The organism is Pseudomonas mangrovi, assembly GCF_003052585.1.
Lineage (GTDB): Bacteria > Pseudomonadota > Gammaproteobacteria > Pseudomonadales > Pseudomonadaceae > Aquipseudomonas > Aquipseudomonas mangrovi.
This window is the reverse complement of record NZ_QASN01000017.1, coordinates 236,989-253,123: the sequence shown is the minus strand read 5'-3', so window position 1 is coordinate 253,123 and position 16,135 is coordinate 236,989. Positions and strand designations below refer to the sequence as shown.

Sequence of the window (16,135 nt, the reverse complement as noted above, 5' to 3'; positions counted from 1 at the left end):
TATTACTTTGTTCCGTCGTGGTGTTGTCTTGTGGTCCGTCTCTTCGCTGTTCTGATCCTTCTTCTCTGTTCCCTGCCTTCGCGTGCGGAAGTTCAGCTGCTGGTCAGCATCCGCCCGCTGCAGTTGATTGCCGCAGCGGTTCAGGACGGCGTCGGCACGCCGACGGTGTTGCTGCCCGGTGCCGCTTCGCCGCATCACTATGCGTTGCGTCCTTCCGATGTGCGGCGTGTACGTGAGGCGCAGCTGCTCTACTGGGTAGGGCCGGATCTGGAAACCTTCCTGCCGCGCGTGCTGCAGGGGCGCAAGGGACCGAGCCTGGCGCTGCAGTCGCTGGAAGGTCTGCAATTGCGCCATTTCGGTGAAGATCATGCCGAACATGACCACGCGCACGACCAGCATGATCACGCCCATCGTCCGGGCAGCCTGGATGCCCATCTGTGGCTGCTGCCGCACAACGCCAGACTGATCGCCGCGCGCATGGCGCAGGACCTGGCTCAGGCCGACCCGGCCAACGCCGGCCGCTACCAGAGCAATCTGGCGGCCTTCAGCGAGCGCCTTGATGCGCTCGACGCTCGTCTGGCCGAGCGTCTCGTACCGCTGCGCGGCAAGCCGTACTTCGTCTTCCATGAGGCATACGACTACTTCGAGGCGGCCTACGGCCTGAAGCATGCCGGGGTTTTCAGCGTGCAGGGCGACGTCCAGCCGGGCGCGCGCCATGTGGCGCAGATGCGCGAGCGGCTGAGCAAGGCCGGCCCCAGCTGCGTGTTCAGTGAGCCGCCGCTGCGGCCGCGTCTTGCCGAGACCCTGAGCGCCGGATTGCCGGTGCGGCTGGCCGAGCTGGATGCGATGGGCGCTGATCTGCCGCTGGATGCACAGGCTTACGAGCGTCTGCTGGAAAATCTTGCCGCTGGGCTCAGCGATTGCCTTTCCTCGCTGGATGCGGACGGCGCCTGAGCCCTCGCTGCACTCAGAATGCGAAGGGCAGGGTGGGTTCCACTTGCTGCCGCGCCGCCAGTCGCCGGCGAAATTCGTTGGGGTCCTTGAGCAGTACCTGATGCCCGTCTTCCGCGGCGATCGGTGCTGCCTTGACCGCTATCAGACGTGACAGCCAGAAACGCAAGCAGGCAATGCGCAGCAACGACGGCCAATGCTCCGCCTCCTGCCGGGAAAAGGGCCTCACTGCGGCATAGGCACCCAGCAGGGCGCGTAGCCGCGGCAGGTCGAGGCTGCCGTCGAGGTTCGAGCACCAGTCGTTGGCAGCAATTGCCAGGTCGTAGAGCATCGGGCCGCTGCAGGCGTTGTGAAAGTCGATGACGCCGCTCAGGTGCGTCCCGTCGAACAGCACGTTGTCCCGGAACATGTCGGCGTGCAGGTTCGCGGAAGGCAGCTCATCAAACGCATCCTGCAGCATGGCCGTCTCGGTGATCGCCCCGCGCAGCAGCTCCAGGTCGGCTCCGTCGAGTTCCAGAGCCATTAGCGAACCTTCGTCGATCATCCATTGCAGACCGCGATCACTGGCATGCATCAGCGGGTCGTCGCGGGTAGCCAGGTGCAGCCTGGCCAGCAGCCGGCCCAGCTCTTCGCAATGGTGAGCATTGGGCTGGGCGATGTGGCTTCCAGGCAGGCGCGGTTGCAGCAATGCGGGTTTCTCGGCCAGCTCGCGCAGGCGGATACCGTCTTCCTCGGCGACCGCGTAAGGCACCGGCAACCCGGCATGACGCAGCCGCTCGAGCAGATCGACGACGAATTCCATGCGCTCTCGCGTGCCGCGCTCGACCAGGGTAAGGACGTACTCGCCGGCATCCAGGCTGACGAAGAAGTTGCTGTTCTCGCTACCGCCGAGAATGCCTTCGAACGCGTGCAGGCGCCCCAGCCGGTAAGGCTCCAGGAAGGTTTCCAGCTCGGCACGTTGCAGAGGGGTGAACACCGACATTGCGCGGCTCCTGGTGGGCGATCAGCCCGCGGTTGTCACCATTTGAAGATTTCCCATGCTGGAATCAGCATGTCCGGTTGGTCGGAGCGAACGAAGTTGCCGTCGTTGCCCTGGACCCGCACCAGGAAGTACGGCTTGCCGACCTTCGGGATGACTTTTACAGCGTAGAGCAGGCCGTTGACCCGGTACTCCTCGATGGTCTTGTCGCCGTCCTGGCGGATGGTCACGTCAGGGTCGCCGGTCAGCGGCTCTTCGGCAATCGCCGCAAGAGGAGTGGAAGCCAGCAGGCCAGCCAGCAGCAGAGAGGTAAGTGTGCGCATGATAACCTTGGCTCCATTTTCATCGACTCTCGGCATTGTAGCGCCGGATCGCAGCCACAAGGTCAATCCCGCATGAGCCAAGCGCCTCTCGTCCTGGTGGACGGATCTTCCTACCTTTACCGTGCCTTCCACGCGCTACCGCCGCTGGCCACCTCCAAAGGGCAGCAGACCGGTGCGGTGAAGGGCGTCCTGAACATGCTCAAGAGCCTGCGCAAGCAGTATCCGGACAGCCCCTTCGCAGTGGTGTTCGATGCCAAGGGCGGGACTTTCCGCGATGCCATGTTCGCCGAGTACAAGGCCAATCGACCGCCGATGCCGGAAGAGCTGCGCGGCCAGGTCGAGCCGCTGCATGCCAGCGTGCGGGCGCTGGGTTACCCGCTGCTGTGCGTGGAGGGCGTCGAGGCCGACGACGTGATCGGCACCCTGGCCCGGCAGTGCGCAGCACAGGGGCGGGACGTGGTGATCTCCACCGGCGACAAGGACATGGCACAGCTGGTCTGCCAGCACGTGACCCTGGTGAACACCATGACCGGCAGCGTCTACGACATCGAAGGCGTGCGGCAGAAGTTTGGTGTCGGCCCGGAGCTGATCATCGACTACCTGGCGCTGATGGGCGACAAGGTCGACAACATTCCCGGTGTGCCTGGCGTCGGCGAGAAGACCGCGCTGGGTCTGCTGGTTGGCGTCGGTGGTGGGCTGGATGTGCTCTACGCCAATCTCGACAAGGTGCCCGAACTGCCGATCAGGGGCGCCAAGACCCTGCCGGCCAAGCTCATCGAGCACAAGGACATGGCCTATCTGTCCTACCAGCTGGCGACCATCAAGATCGATCTTGAGCTGGATATCGCCGTTGACGATCTGCATCCCGGCGAGCCGGATCGCGAGGCACTGGTGGCTCTGTACAGCGAACTGGAGTTCCGCGGCTGGCTGGACGAGCTGCAGCGCCAGGCGGGCAAGGCGCCGGCCAAGGCCGCGCTGCGGCCGGCGGCGCCGGGCCTGTTTGACGAGGCTGCGCCGGCCAGTGCTGACGCGCCGGCCGTCGAGTCGGTGGCAACCGATACTGCCTATGAGACGGTGCTCGATCAGCAGCGTTTCGACGCCTGGCTGGAGAAGTTGCGCGTGGCCGAGGTCATTGCCTTCGATACCGAGACCACCAGTCTGGACCCGCAGCAGGCGCAGGTCGTCGGGGTGTCCTTCTCGGTCAGTCCCCACGAGGCGGCCTATGTGCCGCTCGCGCACAGTTACATGGGTGTGCCGGAGCAACTGGACCGCGATGCGGTGCTGGCCGCGCTGCGGCCGATTCTTGAAGACCCGGCCAAGGCCAAGGTTGGCCAGCATGCCAAGTACGACATGAACGTGCTGGCCCATGCATCGACGCCGATCATGGTGCAGGGCGTGGCCTTCGACACCATGCTCGAATCCTACGTACTGGACTCCACCGCCACCCGTCACGACATGGACAGCCTGGCGTTGAGGTATCTCGATCACGGCACCATCCGTTTCGAGGACATTGCCGGCAAGGGCGCCAAGCAGCTGACCTTCGACCAGATCGCACTGGAGCAGGCCGGACCCTACGCGGCCGAAGATGCCGATATCACCCTGCGCCTGCATCAGACGCTGTGGGCCAGGCTGCAGGAGACGCCGACGCTGGCCAGGGTGCTGCAGGAAATCGAGATGCCGCTGGTGCCGGTGCTGGCGCGGATCGAGCGTCAGGGCGCGCTGGTCGATGCCAAGCTGCTCGGTCAGCACAGTGTCGAACTCGGCGAGCGGCTGGTCGAGCTGGAGCGCCAGGCGTTCGCCATCGCCGGCGAGGAGTTCAATCTCGGCTCGCCCAAGCAGCTAGGCGCTATCCTTTACGAGAAACTTGGCCTGCCGGTCATCAGCAAGACCGCCACTGGCCAAGCCTCCACCGCCGAAGCGGTGCTCGCCGAGCTGGCCGAGCAGGATTACGAGTTGCCCAAGGTGCTGATGCAGTACCGCAGCCTGAGCAAGCTCAAGAGCACCTACACCGACCGCCTGCCGGAGCAGATCAACCCGCGCACCGGTCGCATCCACACCAGCTATCACCAGGCGGTCACCGCGACCGGTCGCCTCTCCTCCTCCGATCCGAACCTGCAGAACATCCCCATCCGTACTGCCGAGGGACGGCGAATTCGCCAGGCCTTCATCGCCCCCGCGGGCTACAAGCTGGTCGCGGCGGACTACTCGCAGATCGAGCTGCGGATCATGGCGCACCTGGCTCAGGACGAGGGACTGCTGGATGCCTTCCGTCATGATCGCGATGTTCACCGTGCGACTGCCGCCGAAGTGTTCGGCGTAGAGCTGGATGCGGTGAGCGGCGATCAACGGCGCAGCGCCAAGGCAATCAACTTCGGTCTGATCTATGGCATGAGCGCTTTTGGTCTGGCCAAGCAGATCGGCGTTGATCGCAAGCAGTCGCAGGCCTATATCGATCGCTATTTCGCCCGCTACCCCGGCGTGCTGGCGTACATGGAGCGTACCCGCGAGCAGGCGGCAGCTCAGGGTTATGTCGAAACACTGTTCGGCCGGCGTCTCTACCTGCCGGATATCCACGCGAAGAACCCGTCGCTGCGCAAGGGCGCCGAGCGTACGGCGATCAACGCGCCGATGCAGGGCACCGCCGCGGACATCATGAAGCGCGCGATGGTAGCGGTGGACAGTTGGCTGACGAGGTCCGGACTGGACGCCAAGGTCATCCTCCAGGTGCACGACGAACTGGTGCTGGAAGTGCGCGAGGATCGGGTCGCCGAGGTGAGTGCTGAACTGAAGCGGCTGATGAGCGCGGCGGCGGAGCTGGACGTGCCGCTGCTGGTGGATGTCGGTGTGGGAGACAATTGGGACGAAGCCCACTAAAGCGACAATTTTGGGCTCTTACTGAAAATTTTTGCGCAGGGCATGAACTTTCGCAGATGGGGCCCGGTCAGAGCTTACGAATGGCTGAGAGGCCGTTCGATGCTCCTTTGTTGTGTTAAGTGTTGGCAGACATCTGAGCCCCGCCCTAGCGGTTCAGACCTTGAACCCCGAACTTCTCCCTCCCCATATGAAGTTCGGGGTTTTTTTTGCTTCGCGAAAAGTGGCCTCGTTCAGGCGGCCTCTTCCGGCTCTCCCAGCTGCAGCCAGTGGGCCAGCACCTGCAGCGCTTCATCGGTGCCTTGTCTTTTGGGCGCGGAAAACAGCTGAAGACTGACGCTATCTCCCCACTCACGGAAGATTTCCTGGCGAACCTTGAGCAGCGCGTTCTTGGCGGCACCGAAGGCGAGCTTGTCGGCCTTGGTCAGCAGAATGTGCATGGGCATACCGCTGGCCTGCGACCAGTCGAGCATCATTCGGTCGAACTCGGTCAGCGGGTGACGGATGTCCATCATCAGCATCAGTCCGGCGAGGCTTTCCCGGCTGCTCAGATAGGCCTCGAGGTGCTGTTGCCAGTGCAGCTTTAGCGGGATCGGAACCTTGGCGTAGCCGTAGCCGGGAAGGTCGACCAGCCGGCGCTGCTCGTCCAGCTCGAAGAAGTTGAGCAGTTGGGTGCGTCCCGGAGTCTTCGAGGTGCGCGCCAGATTGGCATGCGTGAGGGTGTTCAGCGCGCTTGACTTGCCGGCGTTGGAGCGGCCGGCGAAAGCGACTTCCAGGCCTTCGTCAGGCGGGCACTGGTCGACCTTTGCAGCGCTAATGAGGAAGCGGGCCTGTTGGCACAGACCGAGGATCGGGTTCTTGGTAGACATGGCAATCCAGGAGTGCGACGCGGTGTCGCAGGAGGCGGTTTCGTTTCCGTTTGAGCGGCGTGAGTATATAATGCCGCAGATTTTGTGTGCGCTTTGTTCCTGTTCACGGGTGCTTCGCACCGCTGTACCGTTGGCTTCCCGCGGCTTAGTGCCGGGGCGGCCGCGTAGAACTTATGACGCTGAATGGCGCATGGCATGGATCCGGTCGGGCAGTGCACCGATGGACCCCAGCGAGAACGAGAGGTGTCGGAAGGGCCGTTGCGCCGCTTCGGGCCCCGGTAAATTTCCCTAGCCGTTATTGGATTAGCTGATGAACAAAGTACTCGTGAGTCTGCTGTTGACCCTGGGCATCTCCGGTCTTGCTCATGCCGCGGGCGATGCCGCCGCCGGTGAAGGCAAGGTTGCCATCTGTGGTGCCTGCCACGGTGCCGATGGCAACAGCATGGCGCCCAATTTTCCGAAGCTCGCCGGACAGGGTGAGAAGTACCTGCTCAAGCAGCTGCAGGACATCAAGGCCGGCACCGCTGCTGGTGCTGATGCGACGGTAGGACGCAAGGTGCCGGAAATGACCGGCCTGCTCGACGGCCTGACCGATCAGGACCTGGAAGATATCTCCGCGTTCTACGCCGGACAGAAGATGTCGGTTGGCGCCGCCGATCCTGCTCTGGTCGCTCGTGGCGAAGCGCTCTACCGTGGCGGCAAGCTGGCCGAAGGTATGCCGGCCTGCACCGGCTGCCATTCCCCGACCGGCAGCGGCAATGACGGTGCGAAATTCCCGCAGCTGGGTGGGCAGCATGCAGCCTATACCGCCAAGCAGCTGACCGACTTCCGCGAGGGTAATCGGTACAACGATGGCGAGGGCATGATCATGCGCTCGATTGCTGCCAAGCTGAGCAACAAGGACATCGAGGCACTCTCCAGCTACATTCAGGGTCTGCATTGACAGCGACCTGAAGCGAATGAAAAAGGGTGGCTGCGGCCGCCCTTTTTCTTTTCTGGCGCCATTACAATGGTTGAACGTACCGCTTTGCAGCCGCTCCAACGGCGGCCCCAGGTGGCGTCAATTTTCAAGGAGTACAGCATGCGCAATCTGTTTCTCGGTGCCGGTCTGGCACTGACTGCTCTGTTCGGCGTTCCTGCCATGGCTGCCGAAGACTTCCAGGCTGGCAAGCAATACACCGAGCTACGCACCGCCCAGCCGGTGTCGGTTCCGGGCAAGATCGAGGTGGTCGAGGTGTTCTGGTATGGCTGCCCGGCCTGCAACATGTTCGAGGGCGTGCTCAAGCCCTGGGCTGAAAAGCTTCCCGAAGATGTACATTTCGTCCAGGTTCCCGCCCAGTTCAATGAAGTGCTGAACCTGCACGCGCGCCTGTACTCCACCCTGGAAGTGCTCAAGGTCGAGGCCAAGGTGCATGAAGCGGTCTTCGCCGGCATTCATGAGAAGAAGGATCCGCGTGTCACGCCGGCTCGCGATGGTCGCCAGGTCACGCTGCCTACCCCCGAGCAGTTGGCGGACTTCGTCGCCGAACAGGGCGTGGACAAGGCGCTGTTCCTCAAGACCTACGACTCGTTCGCCGTGCGCAACCGGCTGGCCAAGGCCGACAAGCTGGTGCGCAGCTATCAGATTACCGGCGTGCCTGAACTGGTGGTCAACGGCAAGTACCGGATCGAACTGCAGAAGGCTGGTGGCTTCGAGCAGATGCTCCAGATTGCCGACTTCCTGATCAAGAAAGAGCGCGCTACGCAGTAGACCGGCAGCCATGCTGCGGCGGCGGAGTGCCCAACACAACGCTGGGCTGCGCGAGCGCAGCGCGGAGGACTGTGCGGTGCGCGGATACGCCACCGATGACAATCTTCTGCGGCTGCTCAGCTTCAACATTCAGGTCGGTATCAGTACTCAGCGCTATCACCACTACCTGACTCGCAGCTGGCAGCATTTGCTGCCCCACTCCGGACGCGCGGACAACCTGCAGCGGATCGGTCGCTTGCTTGGCGACTTCGATCTGGTTGCGCTGCAGGAAGTCGATGGCGGCAGTCTGCGTTCCGGCTACGTCAATCAGGTCGAGCATCTCGCGCAGCTGGGCGATTTCCCGTACTGGTACCAGCAGCTCAACCGCAACCTCGGTCGATTCGCCCAGCACAGCAACGGCTTGCTCAGTCGCCTTCGTCCGACGCTGCTCGAAGACCACCCGCTACCGGGACCGCCGGGTCGAGGTGCCATCCTGCTGCGCCTGGGCGAGGGAGAGGAAGCACTGGTGGTGGTGGTGATGCACCTTTCACTGGGCGCGCGCACCCGCTCGCGCCAGCTGGCGTACATCCGTGAGCTGATCGGTGGCTACAAGCACCAGGTGCTGATGGGCGACATGAATACCCATGCCAACGATCTGCTCGAGCACTCGCCGCTGCGTGATCTGGGGCTGGTTGCACCGCAGATCGAGGCCACCTTTCCCAGCTGGCGGCCGCAGCGCTGCCTGGACCATATCTTGCTCAGTTCGCAACTGACTCTGGAGAGAGTTGCGGTGCTCGCACAGCCCATTTCCGACCACCTGCCGGTGGCGGTGGATATCCGCCTGCCCGGGACGCTCGGTCAGGACCGGCTGCTGGTTCCCATCAACCCGTCCGATGAAGCAGTGCCATGAGCGACGAATCGCAGCGCTGGAAGGAAAAATACCTCAAGAGCCTGGAAGAGCAGGAAAGCCTGGAGCAGCGCTGGAAGACGCGTGTCGACCTCATGCGCCGCGGGCTGGTGCGTAGTTCACTGGCTGCCGAAGGTACCGACAAGGCGGTGGATACCTGTATGCGCGAGCTGCGCGAGGTCGTCCGTACCGATGACATGGCTGCAGGTCTCGGCATCCTTATCCCGCGGCTGGAGAAGACCCTGCTTGACGCCGAACAGCGGCGTCAGGAGCGTCTCCAGCAGATCTCTTCCGCACTGGCCGCGCTGGTGCAGCAGCTGATCCAGCTGCCGTTGCCGAGCGAGTTGCGCAAACCCCTCCGGCGGCTGGCTCGCTCTCTCGCCGAGCGCCTGGAGCGGCCTCTGGAGCTGCCGCTGGTTCTCGCCGAGCTCAGTGATTTGCAGAGCCAGGCACTGGGCGCGCTGGAGACACCGCAGAACGATCGTCGGGGGCTGCTCGAACGCCTGTTCGGAGGGCGCGAGCAGGTGGCACAGGCGAGCGCAGATGATCAAGTCGCCGCGAGCAATCCAGCCGAGTTGCCCGCACCACCTCCAGCGCTCGCTTCCAGCCCGACTCCGCCTCCTCCGACTACGCCCGCCGCCGTTGCGCGGTCGCTGCCGCCAGCCACCTCGATGCTCGACAGCCTGCCGCTGCCGTCGGACATTCTCACCGCCGGACAGAAGGTCAACGCGGTGGACGAGGGCTTTGATCTGCCTGCGAATCGCGACCCGGGCTATGGCGCGATTGCAGATCACATCGAAAAAACCCTGCTGGGTCTGCTTGAAGGGTTGGAAATCCCGGCGCAGCACCAGCCGCAGGTCGAGAGCCTGCGCGAACGCATCAGCCATGGTTTGAACCTGTATGAACTGGTCACCGTTCTGGATGATCTTGCGGTGCTGGTGCAGGCGGTAGCCACCCGCGGCGTGCACGAGTTCGAAGGTTATCTTAAACAGCTCAACGAGCGCCTGGCGGTGTTTCAGGAGAGCCTGCGAACGGCCAACGTCGGTCATGCCGAGTCTCTCGATGAAGCGCGCCGGCTGGACGATGAATTGCGCGAGCAGGTTGGCGGCCTGCAGAGTTGTGTCCTTGAAGCGGTCGATCTGGACGGTCTGAAGAGTGCCGTGGAAGGCCGGCTGGACGGCCTGCTGGGGACCATGGAGCAGTATCGTCGGCAGCGCGAGACGCGCGAGCAGGAAGTCGCCGAAAGACTGCAGGCACTGGTAGCCAAGGTCGAAAGCATGGAGCAGGAAGCACGCAATTTCCATGAGCATCTGGAAGTCCAGCGGCAAAAGGCCCTGATCGATGCACTCACCGGGCTGCCCAATCGCGCGGCCTGGGCGGAGCGGCTGGAGCTTGAGGTCGCACGCTGGCAGCGCTACGGCGGTGAGCTGCTGATGGCGGTGCTGGATGTCGATCTGTTCAAGCGGATCAACGACGACTATGGCCACCTGGCCGGAGACAAGGTACTCAAGCTGATTGCCACCGAGCTGGCGCGGCGCCTGCGCAAGACGGATTTCATCGCGCGTTTCGGCGGCGAGGAGTTTGTCGTGCTGCTGCCTTCGACGCCGCTGGAAGGTGGGCAGCAGCTGATGGACAGCTTGCGGCTGGCGATCGAAGCCTGCCCGTTCCATTTCAAGGGTGAGCGGGTGACCATCACCATCTCGATCGGGCTGTGTGCCTTCACCGAAAAAGAGACCGCGGAAAGTGTCTTCGAGCGCGCCGACCAGGCCTTGTACAAGGCCAAGCGCGACGGGCGCAACCGCATTCAGCTCGGTTGAGCGCCGCCGTCGCGCTTGTATTCAGCTGCCGTTCTAGGCCGCGACTGTCGGCATGTAGGGCTGCCAGCTGGGCGGAATGCTCGCCAGCAGCGGGTAGCTGCTGCCGTCGCCCTGCTGGTAGAGGAACGGCGTGTGTCGTAGCGCCTGCGGAACCCGTTGCAGCTCGGGCAGCCAGAGACTGACGTAGAACGCATCCGGGTCGAAGCGCCGTGCCATGCGTAGCGCGTTGAAGGGGTTCTCCTGCAGCGGGTTACTGCACAGGCTGGCGATGCAGTTCCAGTTGCCCCAATTGCTTGCGGCCTCGTGATCGATCAGGTGCTCCTCGAACCAGGCGGCGCCATGTCGCCAGTCCTGTTGCAGCTCGCTGATCAGATAGGCTGCGGCGACCTGGCGGCCACGACTCGACAGGTAGCCGGTCGCCGACAGCTCACGCATGCAGGCGTCCACCAGGGGCAGGCCGGTGCGGCCCACGCACCAGTGCGCGAAGCGCTCGTCAGTCTGGGTGGGCGCTTGCTGGGTAGCGTTGAGACCCGCGTGGCGATACAGCGCCGTGCCGTGGCGGCGCATCAGCGTGCGGAAGAACTCGCGCCAGAGCAGCGCGTCCCACAGTGCCCTGGTCGAATCGTTGGCGCCGTGTTGCGCTTCGTGGCGACGTAGCTCGGACGCTACTCGGCGTACCGAGAGACAGCCGTTAGCCAACCAGGGCGACAGCTTTGAGGAATATCCGGTACCGACAAAGTTGTTGCGGGTCGCCTGATAGTCGCGCAACTCCAGACCTTCCCAGAAATAGTCGCGGAGCCGGGCGTGCGCGGCCGCCTCGCCACCCGAGTAGGGAAAGGCACTGTTGGGCGCTGCCAGCGGTTCGCCCAGTCCGAGCTGGGAGAGGCTGGGAATGGCCTCGAACAGATGCGCGCAATTCTCCGGCAGCGCCGGCAGACGATTTGGCGCGAGCTTGGCCTGGAATACGGCATGACGCTGCGCGATGTCGGTGCGGAATCGGCTGAACACCGCCGGGCTTTCGGCGATTGCCCACGGCAGCTCGTCAGGATGAAACAGCTCGTTGCCGGCGGTTTCCCGCAGCGGGGTGCAACCCAGGCGCTGACGAACCGCTTCGACGGTTGCGCGTTCCTCGGGAGAGATTTCCTCGCTGGTGATCACGCTCTGCAGATCGAGGTGCTCGACCAGACGCGGGATGGCCTCCTCGGCGGCGGCCTGGACCACCAGCAGACGACTGCCATGGTGACGCAGGGCGCTGTCGAGCGCGGCGAGGCTTTCCAGCAGCAGGCGGGCACGGTGGACGCCGAGTGGGCGGCTACCGAGGGCGCCGGGTTCGAATCGGGCGGGGTCGATGACGTAGACCGGCAACAGACAGCGGGCGTCGAGGCAGGCCAGGAGCGCTGGATTGTCCTCCAGTCGCAGATCGTTCTTTAACCACAGCAGGCAGCGCATGGCAGCATCCTCTCGATCATCGTGCTGAGCATAGGATTGGATTGCGTTTGCGATCAGCCGTTCATACCGGTGTTAGAGCCGCTGCGGAAATAATCCGTATGCAGACGGCTGTCGGGACACCCAGCCGAGCTGCGCTATTCTTGCCGGCCGCCCACTGGAGCTGCGCCCCATCGTCATGAAATCAGCCCTTCTACTGGTCGTCCTGTTGGCCCTTGCCGGCTGCGCCGACCGCCTGTCAATCAATACCGACTACCTGTCGCAAGGGCAGAGCAGTCGCGTGCAATACATCGTTCTGCACTACACCTCGACCGATCTGGCGCACTCGCTGGCGCTGCTGACCGGTCCGGATGTCAGCAGTCACTACCTCATCGGTGATCAGCCTGCGCCGATCATCTACCGCCTGGTGGACGAGGAGCGGCGATCCTGGCACGCCGGAGAGAGCGAGTGGCAAGGCCGTACCTGGCTGAACGCCAGCAGTATCGGCGTCGAGATCGTTCACCCAGGCTATCGCACGCTCGCCGACGGCAGCCGCGAATGGCAGCCTTATTCACCGGCGCAGATCAATCTGCTGATCACGCTGCTGGAAGATCTGGTCAAGCGCCACCAGTTGCCGCCGGACTCTGTCATCGGTCATAGCGATGTGGCACCGCAGCGCAAGGTCGATCCGGGTCCGCTGTTCCCCTGGCAGCGCCTGGCGGAGGCCGGGCTGATTCGCTGGCCGGATGAGGCGGCGGTGCTGCAAGCGCGTGCGCGTCACGCGCAGCAACTGCCCGACGCGGCCTGGTTCCAGGTGCAATTGGGGCGGGTCGGCTACCGGGTACCGATGCACGGGGAGTGGGATGACGCCACCCGCAATGTCTTGGCGGCATTTCAGATGAAGTATCGCCCGCAGCGCCACGATGGGCTGCCGGACGCCGAAAGCGCGGCGCTGCTGGAGGTGCTCAACGCGTCGCTCCAGTAGTCGGTCGCCGGGAGGCTGCTGGGCGCTCGGTGGCGCCCGGCAGTCACAGTGGCAGGGCGAAGTAGAACTGGGTGCCCTGGCCCGGGCGGGAATACACGCCGATGCGCCCGCCGTGCAATTGCACGATTTCCTTGCACAAGGCCAGGCCGAGACCGGCGCCACCCTTCTTGCGGCCCACCTGCACGAAGGGTTCGAAGATGCGCAGCTGCTGGCCAAAGGCGATGCCTTCACCGTTGTCCTCGACGCTTAGAATCACCCGCTCGCCATGGCGTCGCGCCTGCAGACGGATTCGGCCGCCGGCCTTGCTGTGGCGCAGCGCATTGTCGAGCAGATTGTCGAGGACCCGGGTGATCTGGCCCGGGTCCAGCTGCAGGCGGGGTAGCGGCGTCTGCACCTCGCACTCGATGATCACGCCTTGTTCCTTGGCCTGCTCGGCGAAGCGCTGATGCGCCTGATCAAGCAGCTCGGGCAGGTCGCAGGGAACCAGATCGAGCTTTTGCATGCCGTTCTGGTAGCGGGAGAAATTCAGCAGATCGTTGATCAGCCTGACCAATCGCTGCATCTCCTCCTCCACGGTGCCGACAAGGTCCAGCTCGCGGGAGTTCGGTTGCAGAACAAGTCGCTCACGCAGCAGGCCGAAGGCCATATGCATGCCGGTAACCGGCGTACGCAGCTCATGCGAGGCGCGCAGCACGAACTCGCTGCGCAGGCGCTCGAAGGCACGTTGCTCGGTGACGTCGCGCAGCACCATGACGGCGCCAACGATGTGACCCTGAGCGTGAATCACCGGCGTCAGACTGTAGGCGAGCAGGCGTGTCTCGCCCTGGGCGCCGATCGACAGGTCCTCCGGCGCCTGCTCGAGAAAGCCGCCATGCAGCACCAGCTGCAACTGGACGTCCAGCTCCGGTTGCTGCAGCGCTTCCCCTAGGGTTTCCCCGAGATTGCGTTCATCCCAGCCGAGCTGGCGCTGGGCGACCGGGTTGATGTGTTCCAGCCGGCCCTGGCGATCAAGGATCAGCAGACCATCGTCGATGCTGTCGAGCACCGCCTGCAGGCGCCGCTGACCGGCCGCGAGCGCCTCGACATCGGTGGACTTGAACTGGCGCAGAGACTCGGCCATCAGGCCGAAACGGCGGCTCAGTGAGGACAGCTCGGAGATCGGCGAGAGCGGCAGGGCGACGTCGAAGTCACCCCGCCCGATGCGGTCGGATGCCTCCGCGAGCGCTTCGATAGGCTGGCCGAAGCGGCGTGCCAGGCTGTTGGCGGTGACAAAGCCGATCAGCAGAACTGCCAACCCGACCAGCCCGATCAGGCTGCCGATCAGTACCGCCTGCTCGTGACTGGCGGTGTTGGCCTCGCGCACGCTGGACAGGGATTGCTCCTGCAACTGCACCAGTGCATCGCGTACGGCGCGGAAAGAAAGGCTGAACTCGTTCTCGGTGCGAAGGCTGCGGGGCTGAGCAGCAGGACGGACGGCTATCGCCGAGTAGATCATGTAGTTGTTGCGGATCTCCTCGAAGCGCCCACGGGTGTAGGGGTCCCTGAAGGTAGCCTCGGCATGGTCAAGATGCCGCTCGAAGACGTCCTGGGCGGCGCGCAATGCTGCCGGATCGTAAGGTTGCTCGAGCAGCGCGGCGAGCTGGTTGCCCAGGCTCTGGCGCATCTGCTGGCTGGACTCGATCACCTGGAAGTGATGGCTCTGTACCAGCTGCTGGGCGTTGACGATCTGCCGTACGCTGATCAGCCCCAGCAACAGGCCGAGCAGCGCGACCGTGATCAGGGCGGCGAAGCTGAAGAACAGCCGGGTGCGCAGTTTCATCCAGCACGCCTCACAGGTTGTAGTGCTTGCGTTTTCGATAGAGCGTCGAGCTGTCGATACCGAGCGTCCGCGCTGCAGATTCCAGGGTGTCCGAGCCAGCCAGGACGGCGCTGATATGGGCCTTTTCCAGTTCCTCGAGGCTCAGTTGTGCACCGACCCGCGGATTGTTGCCGGTGGGTTGTTCGCCGAAGCCCAGATGACTGGTTTCGATCTCCGCCTGGGCACAGATGATGCTCGCCCGCTCGATCACGTTGCGCAGCTCGCGGATGTTGCCCGGCCAGTGATAGGCCAGCAGGGCGCTGCGCGCCTGGTCGCTGAACGCCCGCGCAGGACGCGCGTATTCCTTGACGAAGCGGGCGAGAAAACGCTCGGCCAGCTCGAGGATGTCTTCGCCACGCTCGCGCAGTGGCGGCAGCTTCAGGGTAATGACGTTGAGGCGATAGAGCAGGTCTTCGCGGAAGCGGCCCTCGCGGACCATCTCGTCCAGGTTCAGGTTGGTGGCCGCGAGGATGCGAACGTCCGCGCGCCGGGTCACCGGGTCACCGACCCTTTCATATTCCTTGTCCTGGATGAAGCGCAGCAGCTTGGGCTGGAGCGTCAGGGGGAAGTCGCCGATTTCGTCGAGGAACAGGGTGCCGCCATCGGCCTGATTGACTCGGCCCAGGGTGCTTTCGGTGGCGCCGGTGAAGGCCCCACGGCTGTGGCCGAAGAGTTCGCTTTCCATCAGCTCGGCAGTCAGCGAGGGACAGTTGATGGTTACGCAGCCCTTGCGCGCTCGGCGGCTCCAGCCGTGGATGGCGCGCGCCAGTTCGCCCTTGCCGGTGCCCGACTCGCCAAGAATGAGGATGTTGGCGTCGGTACCGGCCACCTGTCTTGCGGTCTCCAGCACCGCCATCATCGCCGGACTGTGCGATTCAAGACCATCGTTGGGCTTGCTGACCTCGCCTTCCAGCGCCTCCAGGCGGGCCGCCAGCTGGCGGATTTCCAGTTGCTTGCTGGCGGCCATGCGCAGCTGATCAGGGCTGCAGGGCTTGACCAGATAGTCGGCGGCCCCGGCCTGCATCGCATCGACGGCGGTGTCGATCGCGGAATGGGCGGTGACTATCACCACGCGCATCCAGGGGGCCTGCAGACGCATCTGCGCGAGCAGGTCGAGGCCACTGTCCTCTCCCAGGCGCAGATCGAGAAAACACAGGTCGAAAACCTGGCGCAGCAGCAGCGCTTCGGCCTGCGCCGCGCTGCCGGCGGTGAAAACGTTGTAACCGGCGTCCTCGAGGCAATAGCGGAAAGTACGCAGGATGGCGGACTCGTCGTCCACCAGCAGAATGCGGCCCTGATGCTCCGTTGTGGTGTCCATTGCTTCTCCGTGGTTGATCGATAGCCACCCTTAGTCAGGGAAAAGTCGTGCAAGTTGCAATGTGCATTTGAACCCATCCTGCAGCGTGCATGCAGAACGATCG

General features: G+C 64.0%; 13 protein-coding genes. 7 read left to right on the top strand and 6 right to left on the bottom strand.

Features of this window, described 5'->3' with window-relative positions; all coding sequences use genetic code 11:
* The first annotated feature begins 30 nt into the window (after positions 1-30).
* Positions 31-954 carry a zinc ABC transporter substrate-binding protein gene (locus DBO85_RS10095; RefSeq protein ID WP_233356590.1) on the top strand — a complete coding sequence of 308 codons (924 nt, stop codon included), beginning with the start codon at positions 31-33 and terminating at the stop codon, positions 952-954.
* A 13-nt stretch (positions 955-967) separates the two neighbouring features.
* Here DBO85_RS10095 and DBO85_RS10090 read toward each other — a convergent pair whose 3' ends face one another.
* Positions 968-1,933, bottom strand: coding sequence for a homoserine kinase (locus DBO85_RS10090; RefSeq protein ID WP_108107136.1), 966 nt, complete (start codon positions 1,931-1,933; stop codon positions 968-970).
* A 35-nt stretch (positions 1,934-1,968) separates the two neighbouring features.
* Entirely contained in the window at positions 1,969-2,253 is a 285-nt protein-coding gene (locus DBO85_RS10085) for a DUF2782 domain-containing protein (RefSeq protein ID WP_108107135.1), read from the bottom strand.
* Between the two features lie 72 nt (positions 2,254-2,325).
* Here DBO85_RS10085 and polA point away from each other — a divergent pair, with 72 nt between their 5' ends.
* Positions 2,326-5,127: a DNA polymerase I gene (gene polA / locus DBO85_RS10080; protein ID WP_108107134.1), complete on the top strand. Its 2,802-nt coding sequence runs from the start codon at positions 2,326-2,328 to the stop codon at positions 5,125-5,127.
* Between the two features lie 230 nt (positions 5,128-5,357).
* Here polA and yihA read toward each other — a convergent pair whose 3' ends face one another.
* Positions 5,358-5,993, bottom strand: coding sequence for a ribosome biogenesis GTP-binding protein YihA/YsxC (gene yihA, locus DBO85_RS10075; protein ID WP_108107133.1), 636 nt, complete (start codon positions 5,991-5,993; stop codon positions 5,358-5,360).
* Positions 5,994-6,303: 310 nt separating this feature from the next.
* On the opposite strand from yihA, the gene DBO85_RS10070 reads away from it, so the two are divergent.
* The 4 genes from DBO85_RS10070 (at position 6,304) to DBO85_RS10055 (ending at position 10,446) form a co-directional block, all read left to right on the top strand.
* Positions 6,304-6,936 (top strand): c-type cytochrome, encoded by a 633-nt coding sequence (locus tag DBO85_RS10070; protein ID WP_108107132.1) that lies wholly within the window; start codon positions 6,304-6,306, stop codon positions 6,934-6,936.
* A 138-nt stretch (positions 6,937-7,074) separates the two neighbouring features.
* Positions 7,075-7,743, top strand: a complete 669-nt coding sequence (locus DBO85_RS10065; protein ID WP_108107131.1) for a thiol:disulfide interchange protein DsbA/DsbL — start codon at positions 7,075-7,077, stop codon at positions 7,741-7,743.
* A gap of 10 nt (positions 7,744-7,753) precedes the next feature.
* Positions 7,754-8,632, top strand: coding sequence for an endonuclease/exonuclease/phosphatase family protein (locus DBO85_RS10060; RefSeq protein ID WP_108107130.1), 879 nt, complete (start codon positions 7,754-7,756; stop codon positions 8,630-8,632).
* On the top strand, positions 8,629-10,446 hold the full coding sequence (locus tag DBO85_RS10055; RefSeq protein ID WP_108107129.1) for a GGDEF domain-containing protein: 1,818 nt from the start codon (positions 8,629-8,631) through the stop codon (positions 10,444-10,446). Before DBO85_RS10060 ends, DBO85_RS10055 begins: the two co-directional genes overlap by 4 nt.
* Positions 10,447-10,479: 33 nt before the next feature.
* On the opposite strand, the gene DBO85_RS10050 is transcribed toward DBO85_RS10055, so the two are convergent.
* Entirely contained in the window at positions 10,480-11,895 is a 1,416-nt protein-coding gene (locus DBO85_RS10050; protein ID WP_108107128.1) for a DASH family cryptochrome, read from the bottom strand.
* Between the two features lie 175 nt (positions 11,896-12,070).
* Between DBO85_RS10050 and DBO85_RS10045 the strand changes: the two genes are divergently transcribed.
* Positions 12,071-12,856, top strand: coding sequence for an N-acetylmuramoyl-L-alanine amidase (locus DBO85_RS10045; RefSeq protein ID WP_108107127.1), 786 nt, complete (start codon positions 12,071-12,073; stop codon positions 12,854-12,856).
* Positions 12,857-12,899: 43 nt separating this feature from the next.
* On the opposite strand, the gene DBO85_RS10040 is transcribed toward DBO85_RS10045, so the two are convergent.
* Together DBO85_RS10040 and algB are read right to left on the bottom strand one after the other, a co-directional pair.
* On the bottom strand, positions 12,900-14,675 hold the full coding sequence (locus tag DBO85_RS10040; RefSeq protein ID WP_108107126.1) for an ATP-binding protein: 1,776 nt from the start codon (positions 14,673-14,675) through the stop codon (positions 12,900-12,902).
* 10 nt (positions 14,676-14,685) lie between these two features.
* Positions 14,686-16,032 (bottom strand): sigma-54-dependent response regulator transcription factor AlgB, encoded by a 1,347-nt coding sequence (gene algB / locus DBO85_RS10035; protein WP_108107125.1) that lies wholly within the window; start codon positions 16,030-16,032, stop codon positions 14,686-14,688.
* Between the last annotated feature and the right edge of the window lie 103 nt (positions 16,033-16,135).